Source organism: Paenibacillus sp. Y301, from assembly GCF_059445505.1.
In genome coordinates, this window is sequence record NZ_JCAIUL010000007.1 from 22,786 (window position 1) to 46,048 (window position 23,263).

Here is a 23,263-nt window from a genome sequence, read left to right on the forward strand (position 1 = left end):
TTTGTTATCCTAGTATGAAGCGGCATATTTAGATAAGCTCATAAGTGCGATGTTCGCTTAACAGAACCGCTATAGCCTTAAGCTATAACTAGATATAGTTTAATACAGTTACACTATATCTATGAATACGTGATATCTTTCTTGTAACAATTTGAAATTGTATAGGAGTGTTACATGATGATAAAAAGTAGTGTACTTGGATACCCACGTATTGGTGCAGATCGCGAATGGAAGAAAGCGCTAGAAGCGTTCTGGTCTGGTAAAATCGAAGAATCAGAATTTCACAATCAGCTACAGGAAATCCGGTTGAACCATTTGCGGAAGCAACAGGAGAAGGGTATCGACCTTATAGCTGTAAATGATTTCAGTTATTACGATCATGTGCTTGATACAGCCACAATGTTCGGAATTATTCCGAAACGATTCCCCTATGAAGGTGGCGAAGTACCATTGTCTCTATATTATGGTATTGCTCGTGGAACGAAGGATGCAACAGCAAGTGAAATGACCAAGTGGTTTAACACCAATTATCATTACATAGTGTCTGAATTAGATGGTGCAACACCGGTCATCACTGAAAATAAACCCCTTATTGCCTATCGAGAGGCTAAGGATAAGCTCGGAATTGAAGGGAAGCCAGTTCTCATAGGACCCTTAACTTTTCTGAAACTATCAAAGGGATATGATGTTTCAGAGACAGATGCCTGGTTAGAGCGTTTACTACCGCTTTATGTTCAGATACTTCAAGAGCTTGCGAATGAAGGGGTAGAATGGGTACAAATAGATGAACCGATTCTTGTTACTAAATTAAATGTAGATGATCTGCAACGATTACAGACGATCTATGAGACGATTGCATCGTCGGTACCTAACTTAAACATTATGCTACAAACCTATTTTGAATCGATAGAGAATTACAGTGATATCGTCCAGCTACCCGTCAAAGGAATCGGGCTTGATTTCGTACATGGGTTCTCGGGCAATATTTCTTCAATAAAAGCATTTGGTTTTCCAGCGAAGAAAGTATTAGGTGCAGGGGTCATCGATGGCCGTGGTATCTGGAAGGCGTCACTCCAAGAAAAGCTGGCAATTCTAGAAGAGTTAGGTGAACTCGTAGGGTCCGATCAGCTCATCGTGCAATCATCGTGCAGTTTGCTTCATGTTCCTGTTACGGTGAACAATGAAGCGAGACTTTTACCTGAACTAAAGGATGCTCTCGCATTTGCTGATGAGAAGCTTGATGAGCTTGTCCTACTGGCAAGAGCAGTCTCTTCAAGTGGGGTCATAATTAAAAATGAGTTGGAACAATGCGAGAGTGTTATTCAGGCGCTCAAGCTATCAGCTGAGCGCAATCGTAACGATATTCAGCATGCCGTTGCTATTATTAGTGCGAAGGCTCCTGAACGTAATCTGCCTTTTGCTGAGCGTCATCAGGTTCAACAGAAGAAATGGCAATTGCCAATTTTCCCTACAACAACAATCGGTAGTTTTCCACAATCCGTAGAGGTTCGTAAAGCACGTCAGTTGTGGCGTAAAGGTGAGTGGAACAATGAGCAATATGCTAACTTCATCCGTGAGCAGATCGATATTTGGATCAAGTTGCAGGAAGATATCGGACTGGATGTTCTTGTACATGGTGAATTTGAAAGAACGGATATGGTTGAATTCTTTGGTGAGAAGCTTGCGGGCTTTGCATTCACACAGTACGGATGGGTGCAATCTTACGGTTCTCGCTGCGTGAAACCACCCATTATATTTGGGGATATCGCGTTTGAGGAAACTATGACAGTCGAAGAGACACAGTATGCGCAGTCGAAGACTGAACGTCCTGTTAAAGGGATGCTGACTGGACCGATTACGATTATGAACTGGTCCTTCGTTCGCGAAGACATTACTCGTGAACAAATTGCTTACCAACTGGCTTATGCGCTTAGACAAGAGGTAGAAGCGCTAGAGAATGCTGGCATTGGCATGATTCAGGTTGATGAGCCTGCTGTTCGTGAAGGTCTGCCACTTAAGGAAAAGGATCAAGCAGAGTATCTAGCATGGGCCGTCAAATCCTTCCTAATGACTACATGCACAGTTCAAGATACGACTCAAATTCACACGCATATGTGTTATTGTGAGTTCCATGATATGATTGATTCCATTGAAGCGATGGACGCTGATGTGATTTCGATCGAGACATCTCGTAGTCATGGTGAACTGATTCATAGCTTTGAATTGAACACGTACCAATTGGGTATCGGTTTAGGTGTTTATGATATTCATAGTCCACGTGTGCCGAGAGTAGAGGAAATGACGAGTATGATCGAACGTGCCCTTCGTGTGCTAGATCCGGAGCTTTTTTGGATCAACCCGGACTGCGGACTTAAAACGCGGGGAGTCGAAGAAACCATCGATTCTTTGCGCAACATGGTTGAAGCGACGCAGATAGCACGTGCAAAGTACGCCCTGAAGGTCTAGTCATTTGTCCAAATGATAAGGTAACGAGAAACGATACTGAAATAACAAACATGGTAGAGCAGGCGCTAGGGCGTCTGCTCATTTTTGTGTGCCTAGCGGAACCGATAGTGCCAGTAATATAACCATAATTTTCCTTTCGTTTTTAAAACATATTCGCTAATATTAGACAAATAAAAGAAGGGTGAGAATAAAACAAGCCTGATGTCGAAAATTTAAAAGAAAATCACAAGGTTAGGGGAAACATTGATGAAAAGGTTGTTACTTGTAGTCTTAGCGTTTGGTATGCTTATGAGCTTTACTGTCACACAAGGAAACATTGCATCTGCTGTACAGGCTAAACAAGTATTACGAATTGGTTTAACGGAAATTCCACAAGACCTTGTTCCTGCTTCATCTACTGAGAAAAGCACGGATACGATCAATAGAGGCTTGTTTGAAGGGCTGGTTAGATTGAATGAATTAGGACAAGCGGTCCCAGGTATCGCCAAGTCGTGGAAAGTATCCAGTGACGGCAAAACGTACACATTTACACTTCGTTCTAGTGCAAAATGGAGTAATCAGCAGCAGGTAAAGGCGTCGGATTTTGAATACGCATGGAAACGAGCGCTAGCACCTGAAGCTGATAACTCTTACGCTTTTAAAATGTTCATGATTGCTAACGCAGAGGATTACAATAAGGGGACGATAAGAGACGCCTCGAAAATGGGGGTGAAGGCATTAAATAACTACACCCTCCAGGTGACATTAACCGAAAAAACCCCATATTTCACTCAGCTCCTTGCTGAAAGTATATATCTACCGGTGAATGAGGAAATGGTGAGATCAAACAAAAAATGGGCTTCTGATAAGAAGAGTATGGTGACTAATGGTCCCTTCAAGCTTAAACAATGGAATGATAATGGCATTACCTTAGTCAAAAATCCGAATTATTATGCTGCGCAAGAAATTAAATTTTCAGAGGTTCAATTTCTTCGACCTAAAGGAAAAACATTAACAACAACTGCTGCCTATATCAATGGGGAAGTAGATTGGGTCGGAGGAGGAGGGGAAGATATGATGGATTATAAAGCATTAGATAAAACATTTTATCGTGATTATTCTGAAGCCCCCATTGCCTCTATCTATTACTACCAATTGAACCTAAATAAAGCCCCTTTCGATAATCTTAAGATCCGTAAGGCGCTAGCTATGGCAGTTGACCGCGAAGCCATCCGTTATGGCAATCCAGCATATGGGTTTGTTCCCCATAATGTCCGTGGATCTAAGCAGACTTTTCGTACAGAAATAACTGATTCGGCTTATTTCAAAGAGGATGTAGAGGTAGCTAAGAAACTGTTGGAAGAAGGTTTGAAGGAAGAGGGCTTAACTACGCTTCCAAGCTTTTCGATCATTGTGAATGATGGGGATGCACATGAAACCACTGCACGATTAGTCATTCGCAGCTGGAATAAAAACTTAGGAATCAAAGCGAGTGTTGAGATCCAAGATTGGGACGAGCTCTTAGATAACCGTTACAATCAGAATTATACAATGGCAAGAGGTGGTTGGTCGGCAGATTATAACGATCCTGCGTCATTTTTGGAATATTTTTCATCTTGGAGTGTAGATAATGACACGGGCTGGAGCGATAAGGTATATGACAGTTATATCAAACAAGCACGTGGAACAACTGAACCACAGACTAGGAATCAACTTTATGCAAAAGCTGAAAAAAAACTCATTGATCAAATGGTCATTATTCCACTCTATTATTATGTCACTGACCTTTTACATAAACCAAATGTCAAAAATGTCTATGTGGATTATGATAGTTCGATAGCTTTTACAAGAGGATATATAGAATAATTAAAGTTACTGGGAGCAGTAAGAGAAACAAACATTAATGTAAAAAAAGGACGGTATCTGTGGTCATTAGACTATGGACATCGTCTTTTTGAGTTTTCAATATGTAAGATCATACTATCACTACATTGTAAAATTTGTAATTAATGCAGGGTTTAACCACATGAAAGTAGAATATTGTTAGTATCTGTAAATCCAGTCTGAGTAAAAGAGGCTTGGATGAGAAAAGTACAACTGAGGTGAATGATGAAGAAATTTAGCTTTGTAATCCTGTTGAGTCTGTTCTGTATAATTTGTTTTTCGAGTGAAGGAAATGCTGCAGCCATACAGTCGAAGATCATTCTTGATGGCAATGAAATAAGCATGCCTGCTAATGTACAGATTCAAGTCGTGAATGAGAATGTTATGATCCCGATTCGTGTCGTTGTTGAGAATCTGAAGTTCAAAGTAGATTGGGATCCAAAGTCACAAGGCGTCAAGATTCAACAAGATAACAAGATCATATCGTTAACGGTCAATCGCCAAGAAGCGACGGTTGATAGCAAACCGGTCATATTAAATGCTTCACCTCAAGTTCAGAATGAAACGGTGGTAGTTCCCATTCGTTTTGTAAGTGAACAAATGGGACTTGGGGTGAGTTGGGATAACATGGATAAAACAGTTTACCTGACAAGTGGTAATAGGGAGTCTATTCAAGATGGACAACCCGTTAGTGGAAGACCAACAACAGAAAATGCAACTGAATCAGTGGAAGTTCCCGTTGTCGACGGTGGCGAAGGGATTGCGTCTTCTCCAAAGCATGTTAGTGGTATAAATTTTGTGAATAATCAACTCATTGTATCTATGGATGGCGAAGTGACACCACGGATATCTACAATGAAGAATCCTGATCGTATTGTGGTGGATCTACCGAACACGGCATTCGCTGATTCTTTTGGTTCAATGAACACACTAGATTCAGGATGGAGAGGTACATTAGAAGGTATCGATTATCCTAATGTAGCGGAAGTAAGATAATCATTGTTTACACATGATCCTTATCAGGTCCGAGTTGTCATTGCTCTGAATAACCCAAACGCATTCCAACTCATTCACGAAGTGAGTTCTAATATGTTTATTATCGATTTAAACGTTGCCGAAGAGAGTGGTGTTACTGTTCCATCGATTGACGATACTGGACGTAAAGTGGTCGTTATCGATCCAGGTCATGGTGGAAGCGATCCAGGGACATTGAGTATCACGAATAAACATGAGAAGGATTTTAACTTATCGTTATCACTGAAAGTTCAAGCACTTTTACTTAAAGAGCCCAATATTGAGGTAGTTATGACCCGTGAGAGTGACATATATCCTACCCGTACTGAACGAGTACAGTTGGCTAATCAATTAAATGCTGATGTATTTGTCTCTATTCAATAGCAACAGTGTTCAATCTTCTCCACAATCGAATGGTACAGAAACTTATTATTACCAACGAAGTAGCAGCAAAGATCTAGCAAATATCATTCACAAACATTTAGTTAATGCTATAGGTTTGAGAGACCGTGGAGTTAAAAATGAAAGTCTACAAGTAATTAGAGAGACTACAATGCCTGCTGTACTGTTAGAAGTAGGATTCTTAAGTAATCGTTCGGATGAAAAAGCAATGTTATCAGATGATGTGCAGAATAAAGCGGCTCAAGCTATTGTTAATGGGATTAAAGAATATGTAGGTGTTGAGTAAAGAGATAGGTGAGGCGATAGGATGTTTAAGAAAGTTATATTGTTTGTGTCTTTATTAGCGATGGCACCGATTTCTACGGCAAGTACTTTCGCTGCTGATGTACCACTACAGGTGATTGTTAATGAGAAGGGTTATTCTACGTCCCAATTTATCATCAAGGACAATCACGTTTACGCTAGTATCGAGACTATCTCCAGTATGATGGGTGCTTTGAATGGTTGGGTGTTTAAGGATTCTAAATCCGTAAGCTTTATTACACATTTCTCTAACGAAGGTAAGTCGGATGAATTGTATACTTGGTATAAAAACTCAAACAAAGTGGAAATAGGCTCGAAGCTAGCTGAAGAAGAGAAAACTCAGAATCTCACAATGCGTACTTCTACTATCATTTCAAAAGAGGACGAGATTCTTCTTCCACTTCGTGAATCTATTAGAGCATTAGGTAAAACTATACACTGGGATAGTAGGACAAATAAGATCACAATTACAGGAAAAATAACTTATTAACTTAATGATACAATTGGCGGCTCTTATAAGATGCACAGTGATTCACACTTTGTAATCTTCACCGTTTTGTCCTACCTCCCTGTGTGCCAGCTTGGTTATATTAGGTATTTAAGGAAGATAGACATTAATAGATGAACAAGTTAAATGAGATAAGGAGATGAGTACAAGTTGAAAAGGAATATCTTTGTGGCAACTGGATTCATAGTTGTCGTTATATTGGGTGTGTATCTTTTTGCGGGAAATACCGACAAAAATGTGCCTAACGAAGTTGACTCCTTAAGCATTAAGCAATTAGTGAATGAATACAGTACTGGCATCTTAGAAGCAAATTCTGCTTCAATCACATCTAAGGAACTTATCGTGACCGATCGCAACAAGAAATCGTTAACTTATGCCTTACCCGAAGACGAGTTTTTTGTTTCCATCGCACCATACGTCAATAATACACACCCATGCGCAACCCACAGCTTGAGTGGCTGCCAAGGGGAAATGGTAGAAGAGGAATTTAGTCTTTTCATCGACGATTCGGAGGGCAATGTAGTATTGAACCAAACCGTGAAATCCCAATCCAATGGATTTATAGATCTGTGGCTACCTCGTGATAAAAAATATCGCATAACCGTCGAACACGATGGGAAAACGGCGAATTCCGAGATTTCTACCTTCGAGAACGATGACACGTGTATTACAACCCTGCAATTAATGGAGAATGAAGACGCCTAGTTATGCTTTGATTAAAGCTGTTGCCACATAGGGTATTTCTGTTTATAGTAAAATCAGATTTGATTTTTCCTATGCACAAAATATAGTAATCTTTCAACTCTTGTTCTCAGAGAAATTGAATACTATAATTAGACGCAACCATGTATGAATGAACTAAAGTACATAGCTTTGAAATAAAGTATCGACAATCGATTAGAAATAACTAACAGGAGTGAGCAAATTGAGTACACAGCTACAGGGAAAACCATTAGAAGGTTTTGCTGAATTTAGTAGAAAAGTAGCCGCAGAAGGTGCGGTGTTATTAAAGAACGAAGGAAATGTTCTTCCATTTCAACATTCCGAAAACGTTTCAATTTTTGGTAGAACTCAAGTTAATTACTATCGTAGCGGTACAGGTTCAGGCGGTAGTGTCCATGTTTCTCATACAACAAATCTGTTAGATAGTCTTCGAAGTAAAGAGAATCTGACAGTTAATGAAGAACTAGCGGCTGCCTATGAAAAGTGGATTGAGAGCAATCCATTTGATAATGGTGGGGGAGGTTGGGCGGCAGAGCCTTGGCACCAGAAGGAAATGCCTTTAACCGATCAGTTAGTAGCAGAAGCTAGAGCTCATTCGACCAAGGCAATCATTGTCATCGGACGCACAGCGGGAGAAGACCAGGATAATGCTGATGAACAAGGAAGCTACCAATTAACAGTAGAAGAAGAAGCGATGATCCAACAGGTAACTGCACATTTTGAACAAACCGTCGTTGTACTCAATGTATCGAATATTATTGATATGAGCTGGATGAACGATGAGCGTTATGTACACCCGATTGCATGCGTGATTTACTCATGGCAAGGTGGGATGGAAGGTGGAAATGCGATTGCTGATGTACTAGCTGGAGAAGTAACACCAAGCGGTAAATTAACGGATACCATCGCCTATTCCATCGAGGATTACCCATCTACTCGCAACTATGGAGATGAATTCAAGAACATATATCAAGAAGACATCTATGTTGGATATCGTTATTTTGAGACGTTTTGTCCGGAAAAGGTGCAGTTTGAATTCGGTTATGGATTATCTTATACCCAATTTAAAATAGAGTCTGAAGAAGCAAAACTTACTTCTAACGAAGGACAACAATACGTTGAAATTAACGTAACCGTAACCAATACGGGCTCAACCTTTGCGGGAAAAGAGATTGTACAGGTCTATTATGAAGCACCACAAGGAAAGTTAGGACAACCTGCCAAAGCGCTTGCGGCATTCGGGAAGACCCAAGTCCTTCAACCTGGTGAATCAGAGCGTCTTACGATCAGCTTCCCTATTCATTCTATGGCTTCTTATGATGATGCTGGCGTGACAGGTTATTCTTCCGCATACGTGCTTGAAGCGGGTACTTATCGCTTTTATGTTGGAACAAGTGTCAAAAATGTAGAAGGAATTAGCATGGAAGGTCAACAAGGTTACATTGTGGAGACTCCTCAACTGGTAGAACAGCTACAAGAAGCAATGGCGCCGACGGAAGGCTTCACGAGAATGAAACCCGGCAACATTAAGGAAGATGGTTCGTATGAACTAACTTTTGTTGAGGGTCCGGAGCGTAAAATTTCGATGGCAGAACGGATCGAGAAGAACCTTCCTACGACGATTAAACAAACCGGTAATCAAGGATATAAATTAAGAGATGTCTATGACGGAAACGTTGGCATGGAAGCTTTTATTGCTCAGCTCAGTGATGAGGATCTAGCTACAATCGTCAGAGGAGAAGGCATGAGTAGTCCTATGGTAACGCCGGGTACGGCTTCAGCATTCGGAGGGGTAAGCGATAGTCTGTACAATTACGGTATCCCTGTAGCGTGTACCGCAGATGGTCCGTCTGGAATACGTATGGATAGTGGGCAGAAAGCGACTCAAGTCTCCATCGGAACCTTGCTTGCAGCAACTTGGAATACGGAACTGGTCGAAGAGCTATATGTCATGGAAGGCCAAGAATTAGTAAGTTATAACGTAGATGCTCTACTGGGACCGGGCTTAAATATCCGACGCAGTCCGCTAAATGGCCGTAACTTTGAGTACTTTTCAGAGGACCCACTGATTTCTGGGATCTTTGCTGCTGCATGTACTCGCGGTATTATGAAGGGTGGATCGAACGCTACACTGAAGCATTTCGCTTGCAATAACCAGGAGAAGTATCGTAGTAAGGTAGATGCAGTCGTATCTGAACGCGCCATTCGTGAGATCTATCTAAAAGGCTTTGAAATCGCGGTGAAAGAAGGCGGCGCGAATTCAATTATGACTTCCTATAATCCGATTAATGGACATTGGGCAGCTTCCAACTATGATATGAATACTACAATTCTACGCGGTGAGTGGGGCTTTAAAGGTATCGTGATGACGGACTGGTGGGCTGTTATGAATGATGTTGCCAATGGCGGAGCAGCAGATCGTAAGAATACAAACTGGATGGTTCGTGCTCAGAACGATCTCTATATGGTTGTTACTAACTATGGAGCAGAAATCAATGCTTATGAAGATAACACCTTAGATTCTCTTGAAAATGGCACGCTTACCCGTGGAGAACTACAGCGCTCTGCTATGAATATTTGTGAATTCATCATGTATGCACCGGTATTCTCTAGAAAACAAGAAATTGTTGAAACAGTAGAACCTTTCAAAGCCAATGCTTCTCTTGTAACGGATCAAGTTCAATCCCTATCCGATAACGAGCAAGTTAAACCTGTCGTAATGGGATCAAGCTACATGAAGGTGGATCGAGCAGGACAATACCGAATCATCGTTAACATCATGTCTCCGGAACCTGAGCTGGCTCAAAGTGCATGTAATGTGTTACTGAATGATCAATTGATGACGACGATTCAAACCAATGGGACAGAAGGCAAATGGATCAGACAGAAACTTGTGAAAATTGAACTGGAAGCTGGTCTTTATGAGTTGAAATTAGAATTCATCAAACCGGGAGTACAGATCGACTGGATTGAATTTAAACTAATAGATTAATATTCAAACCCATAAATGGGTACGGTTAACTATAGAAGAGCAAGTAAAATAGTAGCACAGACCAAGGCCATGGTTTGTGTTACTATTTTTTTGTAAAAAATCAATCGTTTTTCCTATCAACTACGTCTTATTTACAAGAACTTCATTTATAGGTTCCATCCCAACACCAACACTAATAAATAGAGAGAGGGGGGGTATTGGTGGGACATACAATGAGTCAAATCACATCAGAAGATTATGCACTGATGGATGAAGAAGCTTTTTTTAAACGCTTGTACGTAGAACATCGCAAAATGTATGCTATTGCTTTCAGTTATCTGAGGACAGAAGGGGATGCGCTCGAAATAGTGCAAGAAGCGTCATGTCGAGCATGGATGAAGCGTAAAAAACTTAAAGATGAGCAGGCCTTTACGTCTTGGGTAATTCGCATTACCATCAACTGTTGCATGGATGAATTAAGGCGCAAAAAACGTGTGTTTCCAGCAGAGACTCTAGTCGAGGGTGTAACAAAGGAGATGAATAGCAGCGAACGGATCGACCTGGAACGGGCAATGGACCGAATGAAGCCCAAATATCGGCATGTTGTGATCCTAAAATACTATCAGGATATGACAACTGTTGAAATCGCAAAAGTGCTAGAAAAACCAGAGGGGACGATTAAAACCTGGCTACGAGAAGGACTCAAGCAGCTTCGGAAATATCTGTAGAGATACGGGAGGCGAATGAAAATGATCGATAAAGAAGAACGTATCCTTCGTCAGAATGCTGATGAAGTAAACAAGCATGTTGATAATTTACAGGAAATGAAAATTTATAATGCGATGCGAGGTGGAATTATGCGTGGAAAAAAACGCGAGAGGAAACATATCTATTCCTTAGGTATAGGTGCAGTTGTAACCGTAGCAGCAGCGGTGCTGATTACGTTCTCATTTTTTCATAAAGTGCCAGTCTCAGAAGTTGCTCAGGATGTGGTGCGAAGTTCAGAAACTAAGAATTGGAGTGATTCTAAATTATTCAGATTTTTATTCGTGGATGATCAATCATTCGAAAGCATATTGGACCGCAACCTCATTAAGCCTGTTTATCAAAGCGTAGAAAAAGGTTCATTTAAAGTAGGAGTAATGGGTGCCGTCACGGACGGCAGAAAAGTATTTATCCTTTATAGTGTTCAAAATAAGCTGGATAAAACAGCTAGTGTTACAAATGCCTCACTTGATTTTGGCGGTATTAAAGCACCATCTATAGGAACGAATTTGACGAATAGTGTCAACCAAATATCCCCTGGTGCAACCAACTATTTTGTATATTCAGCGAAATTACTGCCTTCGGTATCCTACCCAAAAGATGTGAAGTTTAACGTAGCATTGGCGGAGCAATCAGATTATAATAGCAAGAACCATACCGATCTTGATGCATCCTTCGAGCTCGACACAGGCATGTTCAAAGACCAACAACATAAGTTATCTGCAGAGCGTACCTTGACAGTGGATGGACAAGAAATTAAGGTGACGCAAGTCCTGTATACCCCGCTGGGAACCTATGTGGATTTGGAATATGTAAAGGATAACGAAAAACAAATTTTTCAATTAATCAATCCTGTTCTGATCGCTACAAAAAGGGGGAAGACCGAGAAATTATATTACCCCCACCTAACCACATCGTATAATTCTGAAATATATTCGGATGATTCTAAAGCCACACTAGTATACAAGTACATGGAGTATAACCAGCCAGACTCCATCTCAATGAAAACATTCGGTATCTCGGCTGTCGATAAGAATCAGATGAAAATTGTTGTCGATCTGAATAAGAAGCAGATTATTAGTGCTCCTGGAAATGATCTTGAGCTTGTCGAACCTTCGCCTGAGAATAATGCAGAAGAGGGTGAACTTCTATTGAGACAAAGGATTGAGATACAGAATCAAGATTCTCAATTGTTAAATCCGTATCCATTGTTCGCCGATACTTTCACCGATGCGCAAGGACAAGTGCATGAAAATAATAGAGTCAATAAAAGCATTTCGGGGGGCAACTTCGGTGGCTTTACAAGGTCAAAGTACGGTAACATTGTAAACGAGATTAGTTATCGATTTGGGGAGAATGCTAAGGATTATCCTCAGCCACTGACAATACCGGTTAAGCGGTATGCGAACCCGATTATGGACACACAGGCGGTAGAGTTATATACGAAGAATTAGATTTTCATTATTGGAAAGAAAAACGATGGAGTTAGCTGTTAGCAGCTGATCCATCGTTTTTTTCGTTTTAAAATATTCAAAATGTAGATGACTTTAGTTTCTTCCAGCAGCCATTAGCTCTCGAATAGTCACCAACCGATAGCCTTTCGCTGTCAACTCATTGGCTAGTGTTCGAACAGCTTGTACAGTCTGCGAGCGATCTCCATACCCATCATGGAAGATCAAGATACTACCACTTACTAGATAATCCCTTGACTTGTCTATAATATGCTCCACGCCAGGATTATCCCAATCCCGAGCTTCAAGATTAAGAGCACCGATTGTGTCATACCCTGCTTCGCAAGCAAGCCTTAATATATCCTCGTTCTCATCAAAATAAGGTGGTCGAAAGCTACTAACTTTCTGCAACGTTATACTGCGAATGATCTCATCCGTCTTGTGTATTTCTTCAGAAGCTTCATGGATAGGCAAGCCGGGTAATGATGGATGAGAGTATGTATGGTTCCCAATCTCATGTCCTCGATTATGGACTGCTTCGGCAATCGAGCGATTTCGCTCAATTTCTTCTCCAATCATGAAGAATGTTGCTTTTCCAGATACCTCTTGCAATATATCTAACAGTTCGATCGTATACGTGGGATGAGGCCCATCATCAAATGTAAAAGCAATGAGTTTCTCGGTTGTCTCCACCTTGTGAATGATTGTAGCTACATGCATCAACGAATCTCTCCTTATGCTTGGTATGGTCAAGATAATAGTATCATTAATACCCTGAATTGTATGCTCCATTTGAGGAGAAATCATCCTATTTTGGTTACGTTTGAATTATTCCGTTAATGGCAATCTTATAGAGATCACGAATCATCATTTTACCAAATAACACTAATAATAACTATTGGAAAGGACCATAACATTGTCTAACAAGTATTTTCTAGATCAGTATTTAAAAAAATATATTAGGATGTCAGAAAGAGAGTTGACCTATCAGGTTAAATCTAATCTATGGGTGACGCCTGTTCTTTACGTATTCTATTCATTTCTAATATTAAGCGCCGCTTTTTGGGGTGATTTAAACTACATGCTAGGAGATAGATTCAGATCGTATTTTGCCGTAGATTATGAATTAACTCTTTCTCTAGTAAGCACCCTTACTGCAGCAATCTTGTCACTTACCATATTCACATTTAACTTAGTATTGGTTGTTTTTACAACCTTCTCTGGTCAGTTTTCTCCTCGAATGCTTAAGAACTTTATTGCAAGCAAAGCAACACAACGTGTGTTAGGTATTTTTACGGGGAGTTTTATCTACGTTCTCGTATCTTTCCTTTTCCTTAATAAAAGAATCACGGAATACTATTTTGCAGTTCCTATTATTGCAACCTTATTAGCCATTTTGTCGATGGGTGCTTTTATATTCTTTATTAATCATGCCGTAGCTTGGTTACAAGTAAATCAAATGACAGATGACATGAAAAAGGAAGCCTTGAGCATTGTGAAAAGCACCATGGAAAATGAACTGGATCATTACAAAGTGAAAGATTTCATTGATACAGATGCACATATGAGAGAAGGAAAGGGGCAGCAAATTAAAGCAGGTACATCAGGCTATATTCAAATTGTCGACTTTATCGCGATGATCTACGAAGCCCAAAAGGATGACATTGTTCTCAAATTTGAATATACCGTAGGGAACTACGTATATGAAAGTACACCCATTCTAACCTATTGGATGAAAGATGAGTCAACCATCGATGAAGACAAGTATCTTGCATTCTTCAATATTAGAAAGAAACAAACAGAAGTCCAAGATATTGAATTCAGCATGAATAAGCTTGTTGAGGTTGCCATAAGATCGCTTGGGAATAATGATCCTAAAACAGTATCAACTGCACTCTATCAGGTAGGGGAAGTACTTGTCTCGATTGCACAAATAACGGACTTCTCACATTATTTAGTAGATGATGAGAAGAATCTTCGTATTATTTTGCTAAAAAAAGACTTTGACCACTATTTATACAATGGATTGGGGCATATTAGGCACTATGCAAATGGAAATGTCATCGTTTTAACGGATATTTTAAATGTACTTGATCTAATGGCTAAATCCCTTGATCCAAGCTTTTATCAAAAGGTATGGGAGTTTGCAGTACACATAGCACATGGGTTTGAGAATCTCTTTCTTTTTGATCAAGATAAGCAACAATTTTATCATGTGCTATATAGCTTAGCCATTACCACTGATAATTTAACAGATTATGATCATCTTTTGGAGAAATATAGTAATAAGAAAATACTATAATAGTTGTATCCTCTGATGACAATAAGAAAGCATCCTAACCAGATTGTAATGGTTAGGATGCCTTTTTGTTATTATGACATGTAAAATTCCACGGATGACGTTAGTTCAAGAGTTCAATAAACTTGCTTGCTGCAATAGACAGTGGCAAATTATGCATAAACATGAATCCCACTTGAGATGGTGGCATTTTAATATCTAATTGAATTTCAAAGAGCGAACCATCTTCCAATTCTTTAGAGATGAATTCTTTCGTTACGTAAGAGATCCCAAGTCCTTTTCGCGCAAGTTCAATAAGAAGATCCACGCTTCCTACCTCAATCTCAGGTTTGATCTGAAACCCATAACTTTCAAATAATTCCGTGATGGCCATCCGTACCCTACTATTACGTGAAAAAAGGATGATGGGATACTGAAGTAGCTCCTCTAATGAGAGTACTTGATTCTTCAGTTCTGCAAACCTTTCTCCTGCAACAAAACAATCCTGCAACTGAATTCCTCTCATCACTTCTATCTGAGGATCAACAATAGGCATACGAGCGACACCTAAGTCAATTTTACCTTCTTTCAAGAAGGCGATGGTTTCGGGTGTGGTCCCATGATTCAGATGCAACTTGATCCCTGGATACTTCTGGTGATAACGCTCTAGGAAAGGAAGGATATAGTGCTTAAATAAGGAATCACTACCCCCGATCCGTAGCTCTCCACTGTCCAGATTTTTAAGTGCTGCCATCTTTTCTTCTCCCAACGAGATAAGGATCTGAGACTGCTCGATATAGGAATAGAGGGTGGTTCCTTCTGGCGTTAAGGAAACACCTTTGGAATTGCGGTAAAACAAGGTGATGCCTAGGTTATCTTCCAACTGCTTGATGGCGTGACTGACACTTGGCTGAGTGATAAACAACAATTTGGCGGCCTTAGACAAACTTCCTGTCTTCGCGGACCAGTAGAACACTTTGTATAGCTCATAATTGATCATAGACAGTATCTATAGCTCCTGTTAAATATATTAATTACATGTATGGCTCATATTCGTATTATAGTAGATTACAGGAATAGAAACCAGAGCTTACTAATAAGCCCTGCTGGAAGGAGTAGAACTATGGATGCTACCACGTTTGTATTGTTTGGAGCGACAGGAGATTTAGCCAAAAGAAAAATTTATCCGGCCTTGTTTAATTTGTTCATCGATCAGAAGCTACCTCAATCCTTTTCCGTGATTGGTCTTGGAAGAAGAGAACTATCTGATAAAGCTTTTCAAACAAATGTAGAACAATCTTTACATGAGTTCTCTCGAAGCAAAGCGAAAGACCCCATGACATTAAAAAACTTCTTGTGTGCATTCAGCTATAGCATTCTCGATGTAGGCCATAAAGAAGATTATTATACATTAAAAAAGTTAATTGAACGTAAGGAAGAAGAACTCCACGCTGAGCCTAACCGAATGTTCTATTTGTCCGTAGGACCTGAGTTTTTCGAACCGATCGCTGCGAATATCCATGAAATTGGACTAGGTTCTGCAGATGGTTGGAAGCGTCTCGTCATTGAGAAACCATTCGGACATGATTTACAGTCTGCTCGTGATCTGAATAGAAACCTGGAACAGGCGTTCACTGAAGACGAAATTTATCGCATCGATCATTATCTTGGTAAGCCGATGATACAGAAGCTAGTGGATCTACAGCAGAGTAATCCAGTTCTCAAGGCATTATTGGACAATCGAAATATAGCTAACGTTCAAATAACAGCAAACGAAACCGTAGGTGTTGAAGAGCGAGCAGGTTATTACGATCATGTGGGTGCTGTAAGAGACATGTTCCAGAACCATATGCTACAAGTTCTCATGATGCTTACGATCCATTTTACAAACAATAATACGTCAGAGGATGTCCGCTTCAAAAAGAAGATGGTGATGGAATCCTTGAAGAGACTGGCAAAAGAAGATGTTCATTCGCAAGTTGTTCGTGGGCAGTACGGAGCAGGAAGAATTCATGGGGAATCGGTGGTTGGTTATACAGCCGAGCCCAACATTCCCTTAACCTCAAGAAATGATACCTTTATCGCAGCGAAGCTAGAAATCGATAATTATTTCTGGCGTGGTGTTCCTTTTTACATCCGTACTGGCAAAAGAATGCGTGATAAGTCAACGCGAATCGTAATTGAATTCAAGGAATCATTGAAGCAGATAGGGACAACAGATGATAATAAAGCGCCTAATCTGCTCGTTTTTGAAATCAGCCCTAATGAAGGCATTGCACTTCAATTAAATACAAGAGATCCACTTAATAAAGGGCAGTTCAAGCCCATGCAAATTGATTTCCATGAGAAGAGAGACCATGTTCCTGAAGCTTACGAAAATTTAATTGCACATGCTCTGAATGGAGATTCAACGTTCTTCGCACATTGGGACGAAGTCGAATTGTCATGGGAATGGGTACAGCCGATCTTAGATGCATACGAAGAGAACTTAGTGCCACTTCACCACTATGATGCTGGTACCTACGGCCCCGTACAATCCGATGAGTTGTTAGCGAAGGATGGATATCAATGGTGGTTCAATGAACCAGCTGAACCAGAAATGGATTCCTTACCGAAGGAAATTCATTTACCTATTACACAAAGTATCTAAAATATAACTAAAAAAATTGGAGGAATTACGATGAAATTTTTTATCGACACAGCGAATTTGGAAGATATCAAAAAGGCTTATAAAATTGGTGTTTTATCCGGTGTTACAACGAACCCGTCCTTGGTTGCCAAAGAAGGCGTGAAATTCGAAGATCGCATTGCTGAGATTTTACGCGAAGTGCCTGAGGTTGAATCCGTTTCAGCCGAAGTAACACCTGATGCAGAAACAGCTGAAGACATGATCGCACAAGCGAACGAACTGATCAAGATTAACAACAATGATTCAAACATTACCATTAAGCTTCCGATGACGATTGCAGGGCTAGAAGCATGCCGTTACTTAACGAAGAAAGGTGTCAAAACGAACGTAACGCTGATCTTCACGGTGAACCAAGCCCTTCTGGCTGCGCGCGCTGGTGCAACATATGTATCTCCGTTCCTTGGACGTCTGGATGATATTTCAGAAGATGGTGTCCTACTTGTCTCGAAAATCGCTGAATTGTTCCAAATCCATAACCTGAATGCACAGATCATCGCGGCATCTGTTCGTCATCCGGATCATGTGACACGCGTAGCCATGGCTGGTGCGCATATCGCAACCATTCCTTACTCCGTCATCGAACAAATCTCTAAACATCCACTAACAGATCAAGGTCTTGAGAAATTTGCTGCGGATTGGAGCAAAACAACACAACGTTAAGTTTCATTTTAATATTCACTTAATTATTCACGGGTGTATGAGCGTTTAAGTATTTTATATGTGTGTGCCAAATAACAGGGAGGTAAGGATGCATGAAGAAACAACAAATTGGTGTGGTAGGACTAGCCGTTATGGGTAAAAACTTAGCTATGAATATTGAAAGTAAAGGGTTCTCTGTTGCAGTGTATAACCGTTCTTCTGAGAAAACAAAAGAACTACTAGAAGAAGCACAAGGGAAAGATTTCGTTGGTACGTACAACATCGAGGAATTCGTCCAATCGTTGGAAAAACCACGTAAAATACTTATTATGGTCAAGGCCGGTCAACCAACGGATGATACCATTAATCAACTCGTTCCTTTTCTCGATCAAGGAGATATTCTGATTGACGGCGGGAATGCCTATTTCCCTGATACACAACGTAGAAATAAAGATCTTCAGGCACAAGGTTTCCGCTTTATCGGCGCTGGTGTTTCTGGAGGCGAAGAGGGAGCATTAAAGGGTCCAGCCATTATGCCAGGTGGGCAAAAGGATGCGTATGAACTGGTAGAACCGATCCTAACCGCGATCTCAGCTAAAGTGAATGGGGATCCATGCTCGACGTATATTGGTGGAGACGGTGCTGGTCATTATGTCAAAATGGTACATAACGGCATTGAATATGGTGATATGCAACTTATTGGCGAAGCTTATCATTTACTCAAAGATGTATTGAATTTGAGCACAAGTGAGTTACATGACATATTTACAGAATGGAACAACGGTGAGCTAGATAGCTATTTGATAGAGATTACAGCTGATATTTTCAAAAAGGTAGACCCTGATACAGGAAAACCGATGGTGGATGTGATTCTCGATTCAGCAGGCCAAAAAGGAACGGGGAAATGGACTAGCCAGAGCGCATTGGATCTAGGCGTTCCATTATCTATCATTACGGAATCTGTCTTTGCACGATTTATGTCAGCTATGAAAGAAGAACGAGTAGCCGCATCTAAACAACTTAAAGGACCTGCGATATCTAGCTACGACGGTGATCCTAAAGAATTCATTGAAGCTGTTCGCAAAGCTTTATATACAAGTAAAATCGCCTCTTATGCCCAAGGATTTGCGCAAATGAGAGCTGCATCTGATGAGTACCATTGGGATTTGAACTTTGGAAGCATTGCGATGATATTCCGTGGGGGATGTATCATTCGTGCACAATTCCTACAGAATATTAAGGATGCCTATGACAAGAATCCGGCTCTGAACAACTTGTTCTTGGATGACTACTTCAGTCAGATCGTTGATAACTATCAAGAAGCTTGGAGACAAGTGGTCGCGCTTGCCATAACTAGAGGTATTCCAGTACCTGCTTTTGCGTCTGCATTAGCCTATTATGACAGCTATCGATCTGAGAGACTGCCAGCTAATCTACTGCAAGCCCAAAGGGATTATTTCGGAGCCCATACGTTCCAACGCCTTGATCAAGAGGGAAGCTTTCATTTCCAATGGATGGACAAGAACGATTAATACGCAAGATTAGTAAAAACTCCACAGTACCCTTGTGTAACGTAGGGCTGTGGAGTTTTTTTTTGCTATATTCGCATTATCCTAAATTTATGATATGGTTATAATTGAAATATAAAGGGTGAGTTCCTAAGTGGCGCCTTGTTTTGTTTAACATCTTAGTAGGAGTACCTTGCAAATACAGGAGATGAGGAAGGTTATAATGAGCAACCAACATAACAAAATTGACGTTATCTTAATTGGTGCTGGAATCATGAGTGCTACTTTGGGATCATTATTGAAAGAGTTAGCACCCGATTGGGAAATTAAAGTGTTTGAGAAACTTGCAGATGCAGGAGTAGAAAGTTCTAACGAATGGAACAATGCGGGTACGGGTCATGCAGCACTGTGCGAGCTGAATTATACACCCGAGGAGTCTGACGGATCTATAGATATTAGTAAAGCAATCATCATTAATGAACATTTCCAGATTACAAGACAGTTCTGGTCTTATCTCGTTAACAACAATAGGATTCGTAATCCGCGGGACTTTATCATGCCAATACCCCACATGAGTTTAGTGCAAGAGGAAAAGAATGTAGCGTTTTTGAAAAAACGTTATGAAGCACTATCCAACAATCCTCTGTTTCAAGGGATGGAATTTTCCGATGACCCTGAAAAACTGAAGGAATGGATCCCACTGATCATGGAAGGTCGTACATCGAATGAACCGATCGCTGCAACAAAAATTGATTTTGGTACGGATGTTAACTTTGGCGCTTTAACGCGCATGCTGTTTGACCACTTAAAGACTCGAAACGTCGAGATCAACTACAAGCATAGCGTTAAGGATATGAAACGTACCAGCGACGGCTTGTGGAAAGTGAAAGTGCACGATATTGATAACGGTAAATTCGAAACCCATACGGCACAATTTGTTTTTATCGGCGGTGGAGGCGGAAGTCTTCCTTTGCTACAAAAAACGGGCATTCCTGAGTCAAAACATGTCGGTGGGTTCCCGGTAAGTGGGTTATTTATGGTCTGTAACAATCCGGAAGTTGTAGCTCAGCATCATGCAAAAGTATACGGTAAAGCTAAGGTCGGTGCACCTCCAATGTCTGTTCCGCATCTGGATACAAGATATATTGATAACAAAAAAACGTTACTATTTGGACCGTTTGCCGGATTCTCACCAAAGTTCTTGAAAGCGGGTTCATATTTTGATCTGTTAGGTTCCGTTAAACTCAATAATGTCTTCACTATGTTAGCAGCAGGTGTCAAGGAGATGTCATTGACGAAATACCTCATTCAACAAGTACTATTATCAAATGAAAAACGCCTAGAAGAATTACGAGAGTTTATTCCGAATGCGAAAAGAGAAGATTGGGATATCGTCGTAGCAGGCCAACGTGTGCAAGTGATTAAAGATACGGATACGGGCGGGAAAGGAACACTACAATTTGGTACGGAAGTTGTTAGTGCCGCTGATGGTTCGATAGCTGCCTTACTCGGTGCCTCTCCGGGAGCATCTACTGCTGTTCACGTGATGCTTGAGATATTAGAAAAATGCTTCCCACAACATATTAAAGCGTGGGAACCGAAAATAAAAGAGATGATTCCTTCCTATGGTATGTCACTAGTGGATAATCCAGATCTTTTCCAAGAAATTCATACGTCAACAGCACAGACACTTGGTCTAAGCGAAAAAGTGTCGGTCGGTAGTAGAGCAGTACACAAATAAGGTTATACGGAGAACGAGTCACTTATATTATAAGAGACTCGTTTTTCTCTGTTCTGACTCTGTAAGTCTGTGGTGAAATATATGAAGACAGGAAGGTCCAATTGCTGGTTGACAACAAACAATCGAATTGCTAAGATGAACGCATCAATAAATTTTGATATGATAAAGAAGAAGGTGAACCTATGAATAATACAACCATTGATGATGATACATTACTTACATATGAGCAAAAGTTTAAAGCGCTATCTGATAAAAATCGTTTGAAAATTATATACGAATTAAACCAGAAAGGTAAGGTCTGTGTATGTGAATTAACCGATTTACTTGGTCTACCTCAATCCAAACTTTCCTATCATTTAAAAATGTTATTGGATGTAAATTTGATTCTCATGGAACGAATTGGGAAATGGAATTACTATGAGTTAAATGAAACTGAAATCAAAGGGCTACTGTCAGAACAACTTTGTTGTATTTTTTATCCTAGACCTAAATGAGTTTTTTTAGTTAACATATCAAAAAAAATTGATGGGATGTAAATAGAGTGTTGACCCGGCCCTAGTAGTCGGTTTTTAAATATGATCAAGAAGGAGTTAGTAGCATGCGAGGCACGAACGATTTAACACAAGGTCCTATTATGCCAACCTTAATGAAATTGACTCTTCCCATTATTGCAACCAATTTCATATCAACCACGTATGGGCTCGTCGATATGATCTGGGTTGGAAGACTAGGAAGCGGCCCTGTTGCAGCGATAGGCACAGCAAGTTTTTTTATTAATTTAGTTATTGCTTTATCGACCATGATCACCATTGGAACAGGGATTAAGATTTCACATTGCATGGGAGCGGGACAGAAGGATCATGCTGGAACATATATCAAGAATGGATTTATGATGACGGTTTTGTTAGGAGTTCTCTATACGATCTTCATCATGCTGACCAAACATCAGCTCATCGGGTTCTTTGATCTTGGAAGTGTTGAAGTTGAGCGTATGGCGAAGGAATTTTTAATGATTTCGACTTTAGGAACTGTATTTTCAATCATGAATACCTTATTTGCCTCCATACTAAACGCTATGGGGAATAGTAAGTTGCCTTTTCACATCTTTTCGATCGGACTTGTTGTTAATATCATCCTCGATCCGATTCTCATTTTTGGAGTGGGTAAATTTGATGGTTGGGGTGTCGCAGGAGCAGCTATTGCAACGTTAATCGCCAATCTATTAGTGACATGTTTATTTGTCTTCCAATCAAGAAATTCGGAGTTAATCTCTCGACCGACCCCCTGGGACAGCCGTCAGATGAAAGAAGTCATTCAAATGGGGATTCCAATCACGATCCAACGAGTCACATTTACGATCATTTCCATTATTATTGCGAGGATCATTGTTCGCTTTGGAGCTGAAGCTATTGCGGTTCAGAAGATCGGAATTCAAATTGAATCCATCTCTTACATGACCATCGGTGGACTTCAAGGAGCGATTGCAGCCTTCTTTGGTCAAAACTATGGTGCTCGTCGATTAGATCGATTGAATCTAGGTTATCATAAAGCGTTGGTGCTAACTTCTATTTTCGGTATTATCATATCGTTTATATTCATCATATTCCCACAGCAACTCTTTTCACTGTTCTTATCTGATGAGGTGAGCTTAAAGCTAGGTACCGATTATATGCGGATCATTGGCTTCTCCCAATTGTTCATGTGTCTGGAATTGATGACTGTGGGGGCTTTTAATGGTATTGGGAAGACACATATTCCACCGATATTCAGTATTGTTTTTACGGCACTACGGATTCCATTGGCGTTAATATTATCCGAACCTTTTGGTTTAAATGGTGTGTGGATGTCGATTGCTCTAAGCAGTGTGTTCAAGGGTGTGATTCTGGTCTTATGGTTTAGAAGATCTTTGCACAGAATGAATGAATCACAAGTTAACATATAA

Annotated in this window: 19 protein-coding genes; 17 read left to right on the forward strand and 2 right to left on the reverse strand. The window is 40.3% G+C overall.

The features are described 5' to 3' along the window. Positions 1 to 177 precede the first annotated feature (177 nt). From metE to AC1D69_RS13525, 10 genes are all read left to right on the forward strand, one after another. Positions 178 to 2,466 (forward strand): 5-methyltetrahydropteroyltriglutamate--homocysteine S-methyltransferase, encoded by a 2,289-nt coding sequence (gene metE, locus AC1D69_RS13480; RefSeq protein ID WP_495456889.1) that lies wholly within the window; start codon positions 178 to 180, stop codon positions 2,464 to 2,466. 246 nt (positions 2,467 to 2,712) lie between these two features. Beyond that, positions 2,713 to 4,311 (forward strand): peptide ABC transporter substrate-binding protein, encoded by a 1,599-nt coding sequence (locus tag AC1D69_RS13485; RefSeq protein WP_495456683.1) that lies wholly within the window; start codon positions 2,713 to 2,715, stop codon positions 4,309 to 4,311. A 240-nt stretch (positions 4,312 to 4,551) separates the two neighbouring features. Beyond that, a complete protein-coding gene (locus AC1D69_RS13490) occupies positions 4,552 to 5,325 on the forward strand; it encodes a stalk domain-containing protein (protein WP_495456684.1) in 774 nt (257 codons plus the stop codon). Between the two features lie 3 nt (positions 5,326 to 5,328). Then, positions 5,329 to 5,727 (forward strand): N-acetylmuramoyl-L-alanine amidase family protein, encoded by a 399-nt coding sequence (locus AC1D69_RS13495; protein ID WP_495456685.1) that lies wholly within the window; start codon positions 5,329 to 5,331, stop codon positions 5,725 to 5,727. After that, a complete protein-coding gene (locus AC1D69_RS13500; RefSeq protein ID WP_495456686.1) occupies positions 5,711 to 6,031 on the forward strand; it encodes an N-acetylmuramoyl-L-alanine amidase family protein in 321 nt (106 codons plus the stop codon). Before AC1D69_RS13495 ends, AC1D69_RS13500 begins: the two co-directional genes overlap by 17 nt. A 21-nt stretch (positions 6,032 to 6,052) precedes the next feature. Further along, positions 6,053 to 6,538, forward strand: a complete 486-nt coding sequence (locus AC1D69_RS13505) for a stalk domain-containing protein (protein ID WP_495456687.1) — start codon at positions 6,053 to 6,055, stop codon at positions 6,536 to 6,538. A gap of 168 nt (positions 6,539 to 6,706) precedes the next feature. Then, positions 6,707 to 7,261, forward strand: a complete 555-nt coding sequence (locus tag AC1D69_RS13510) for a CueP family metal-binding protein (RefSeq protein WP_495456688.1) — start codon at positions 6,707 to 6,709, stop codon at positions 7,259 to 7,261. A gap of 220 nt (positions 7,262 to 7,481) precedes the next feature. Beyond that, a complete protein-coding gene (locus AC1D69_RS13515; protein WP_495456689.1) occupies positions 7,482 to 10,271 on the forward strand; it encodes a glycoside hydrolase family 3 C-terminal domain-containing protein in 2,790 nt (929 codons plus the stop codon). A 212-nt stretch (positions 10,272 to 10,483) separates the two neighbouring features. Next, positions 10,484 to 10,978: an RNA polymerase sigma factor gene (locus tag AC1D69_RS13520; protein ID WP_495456890.1), complete on the forward strand. Its 495-nt coding sequence runs from the start codon at positions 10,484 to 10,486 to the stop codon at positions 10,976 to 10,978. A gap of 21 nt (positions 10,979 to 10,999) precedes the next feature. Continuing rightward, complete coding sequence (locus tag AC1D69_RS13525; RefSeq protein WP_495456690.1) at positions 11,000 to 12,469, forward strand: hypothetical protein; 1,470 nt, start codon at positions 11,000 to 11,002, stop codon at positions 12,467 to 12,469. A 93-nt stretch (positions 12,470 to 12,562) separates the two neighbouring features. Here AC1D69_RS13525 and AC1D69_RS13530 read toward each other — a convergent pair whose 3' ends face one another. Continuing rightward, on the reverse strand, positions 12,563 to 13,186 hold the full coding sequence (locus tag AC1D69_RS13530) for a polysaccharide deacetylase family protein (protein ID WP_495456691.1): 624 nt from the start codon (positions 13,184 to 13,186) through the stop codon (positions 12,563 to 12,565). 244 nt (positions 13,187 to 13,430) lie between these two features. On the opposite strand from AC1D69_RS13530, the gene AC1D69_RS13535 reads away from it, so the two are divergent. Further along, positions 13,431 to 14,768 (forward strand): DUF2254 domain-containing protein, encoded by a 1,338-nt coding sequence (locus AC1D69_RS13535; protein ID WP_495456692.1) that lies wholly within the window; start codon positions 13,431 to 13,433, stop codon positions 14,766 to 14,768. Positions 14,769 to 14,868: 100 nt separating this feature from the next. Here the strand turns inward: AC1D69_RS13535 and AC1D69_RS13540 are convergent, their stop codons facing one another. Then, positions 14,869 to 15,744, reverse strand: a complete 876-nt coding sequence (locus AC1D69_RS13540) for a LysR family transcriptional regulator (protein ID WP_495456693.1) — start codon at positions 15,742 to 15,744, stop codon at positions 14,869 to 14,871. A 123-nt stretch (positions 15,745 to 15,867) separates the two neighbouring features. Between AC1D69_RS13540 and zwf the strand changes: the two genes are divergently transcribed. From zwf to AC1D69_RS13570, 6 genes are all read left to right on the forward strand, one after another. Continuing rightward, entirely contained in the window at positions 15,868 to 17,394 is a 1,527-nt protein-coding gene (gene zwf / locus AC1D69_RS13545) for a glucose-6-phosphate dehydrogenase (protein WP_495456694.1), read from the forward strand. Between the two features lie 30 nt (positions 17,395 to 17,424). Further along, a complete protein-coding gene (gene fsa / locus AC1D69_RS13550; RefSeq protein WP_495456695.1) occupies positions 17,425 to 18,093 on the forward strand; it encodes a fructose-6-phosphate aldolase in 669 nt (222 codons plus the stop codon). Between the two features lie 92 nt (positions 18,094 to 18,185). Next, a complete protein-coding gene (gene gnd, locus AC1D69_RS13555) occupies positions 18,186 to 19,604 on the forward strand; it encodes an NADP-dependent phosphogluconate dehydrogenase (protein WP_495456696.1) in 1,419 nt (472 codons plus the stop codon). Between the two features lie 184 nt (positions 19,605 to 19,788). Beyond that, the gene (locus tag AC1D69_RS13560; protein WP_495456697.1) at positions 19,789 to 21,321 is read left to right on the forward strand and encodes a malate:quinone oxidoreductase; all 1,533 of its coding nucleotides are present in this window, start codon (positions 19,789 to 19,791) and stop codon (positions 21,319 to 21,321) included. A gap of 182 nt (positions 21,322 to 21,503) precedes the next feature. Then, positions 21,504 to 21,815: an ArsR/SmtB family transcription factor gene (locus tag AC1D69_RS13565; protein WP_495456698.1), complete on the forward strand. Its 312-nt coding sequence runs from the start codon at positions 21,504 to 21,506 to the stop codon at positions 21,813 to 21,815. Positions 21,816 to 21,919: 104 nt separating this feature from the next. Next, positions 21,920 to 23,263, forward strand: a complete 1,344-nt coding sequence (locus AC1D69_RS13570; RefSeq protein ID WP_495456699.1) for an MATE family efflux transporter — start codon at positions 21,920 to 21,922, stop codon at positions 23,261 to 23,263.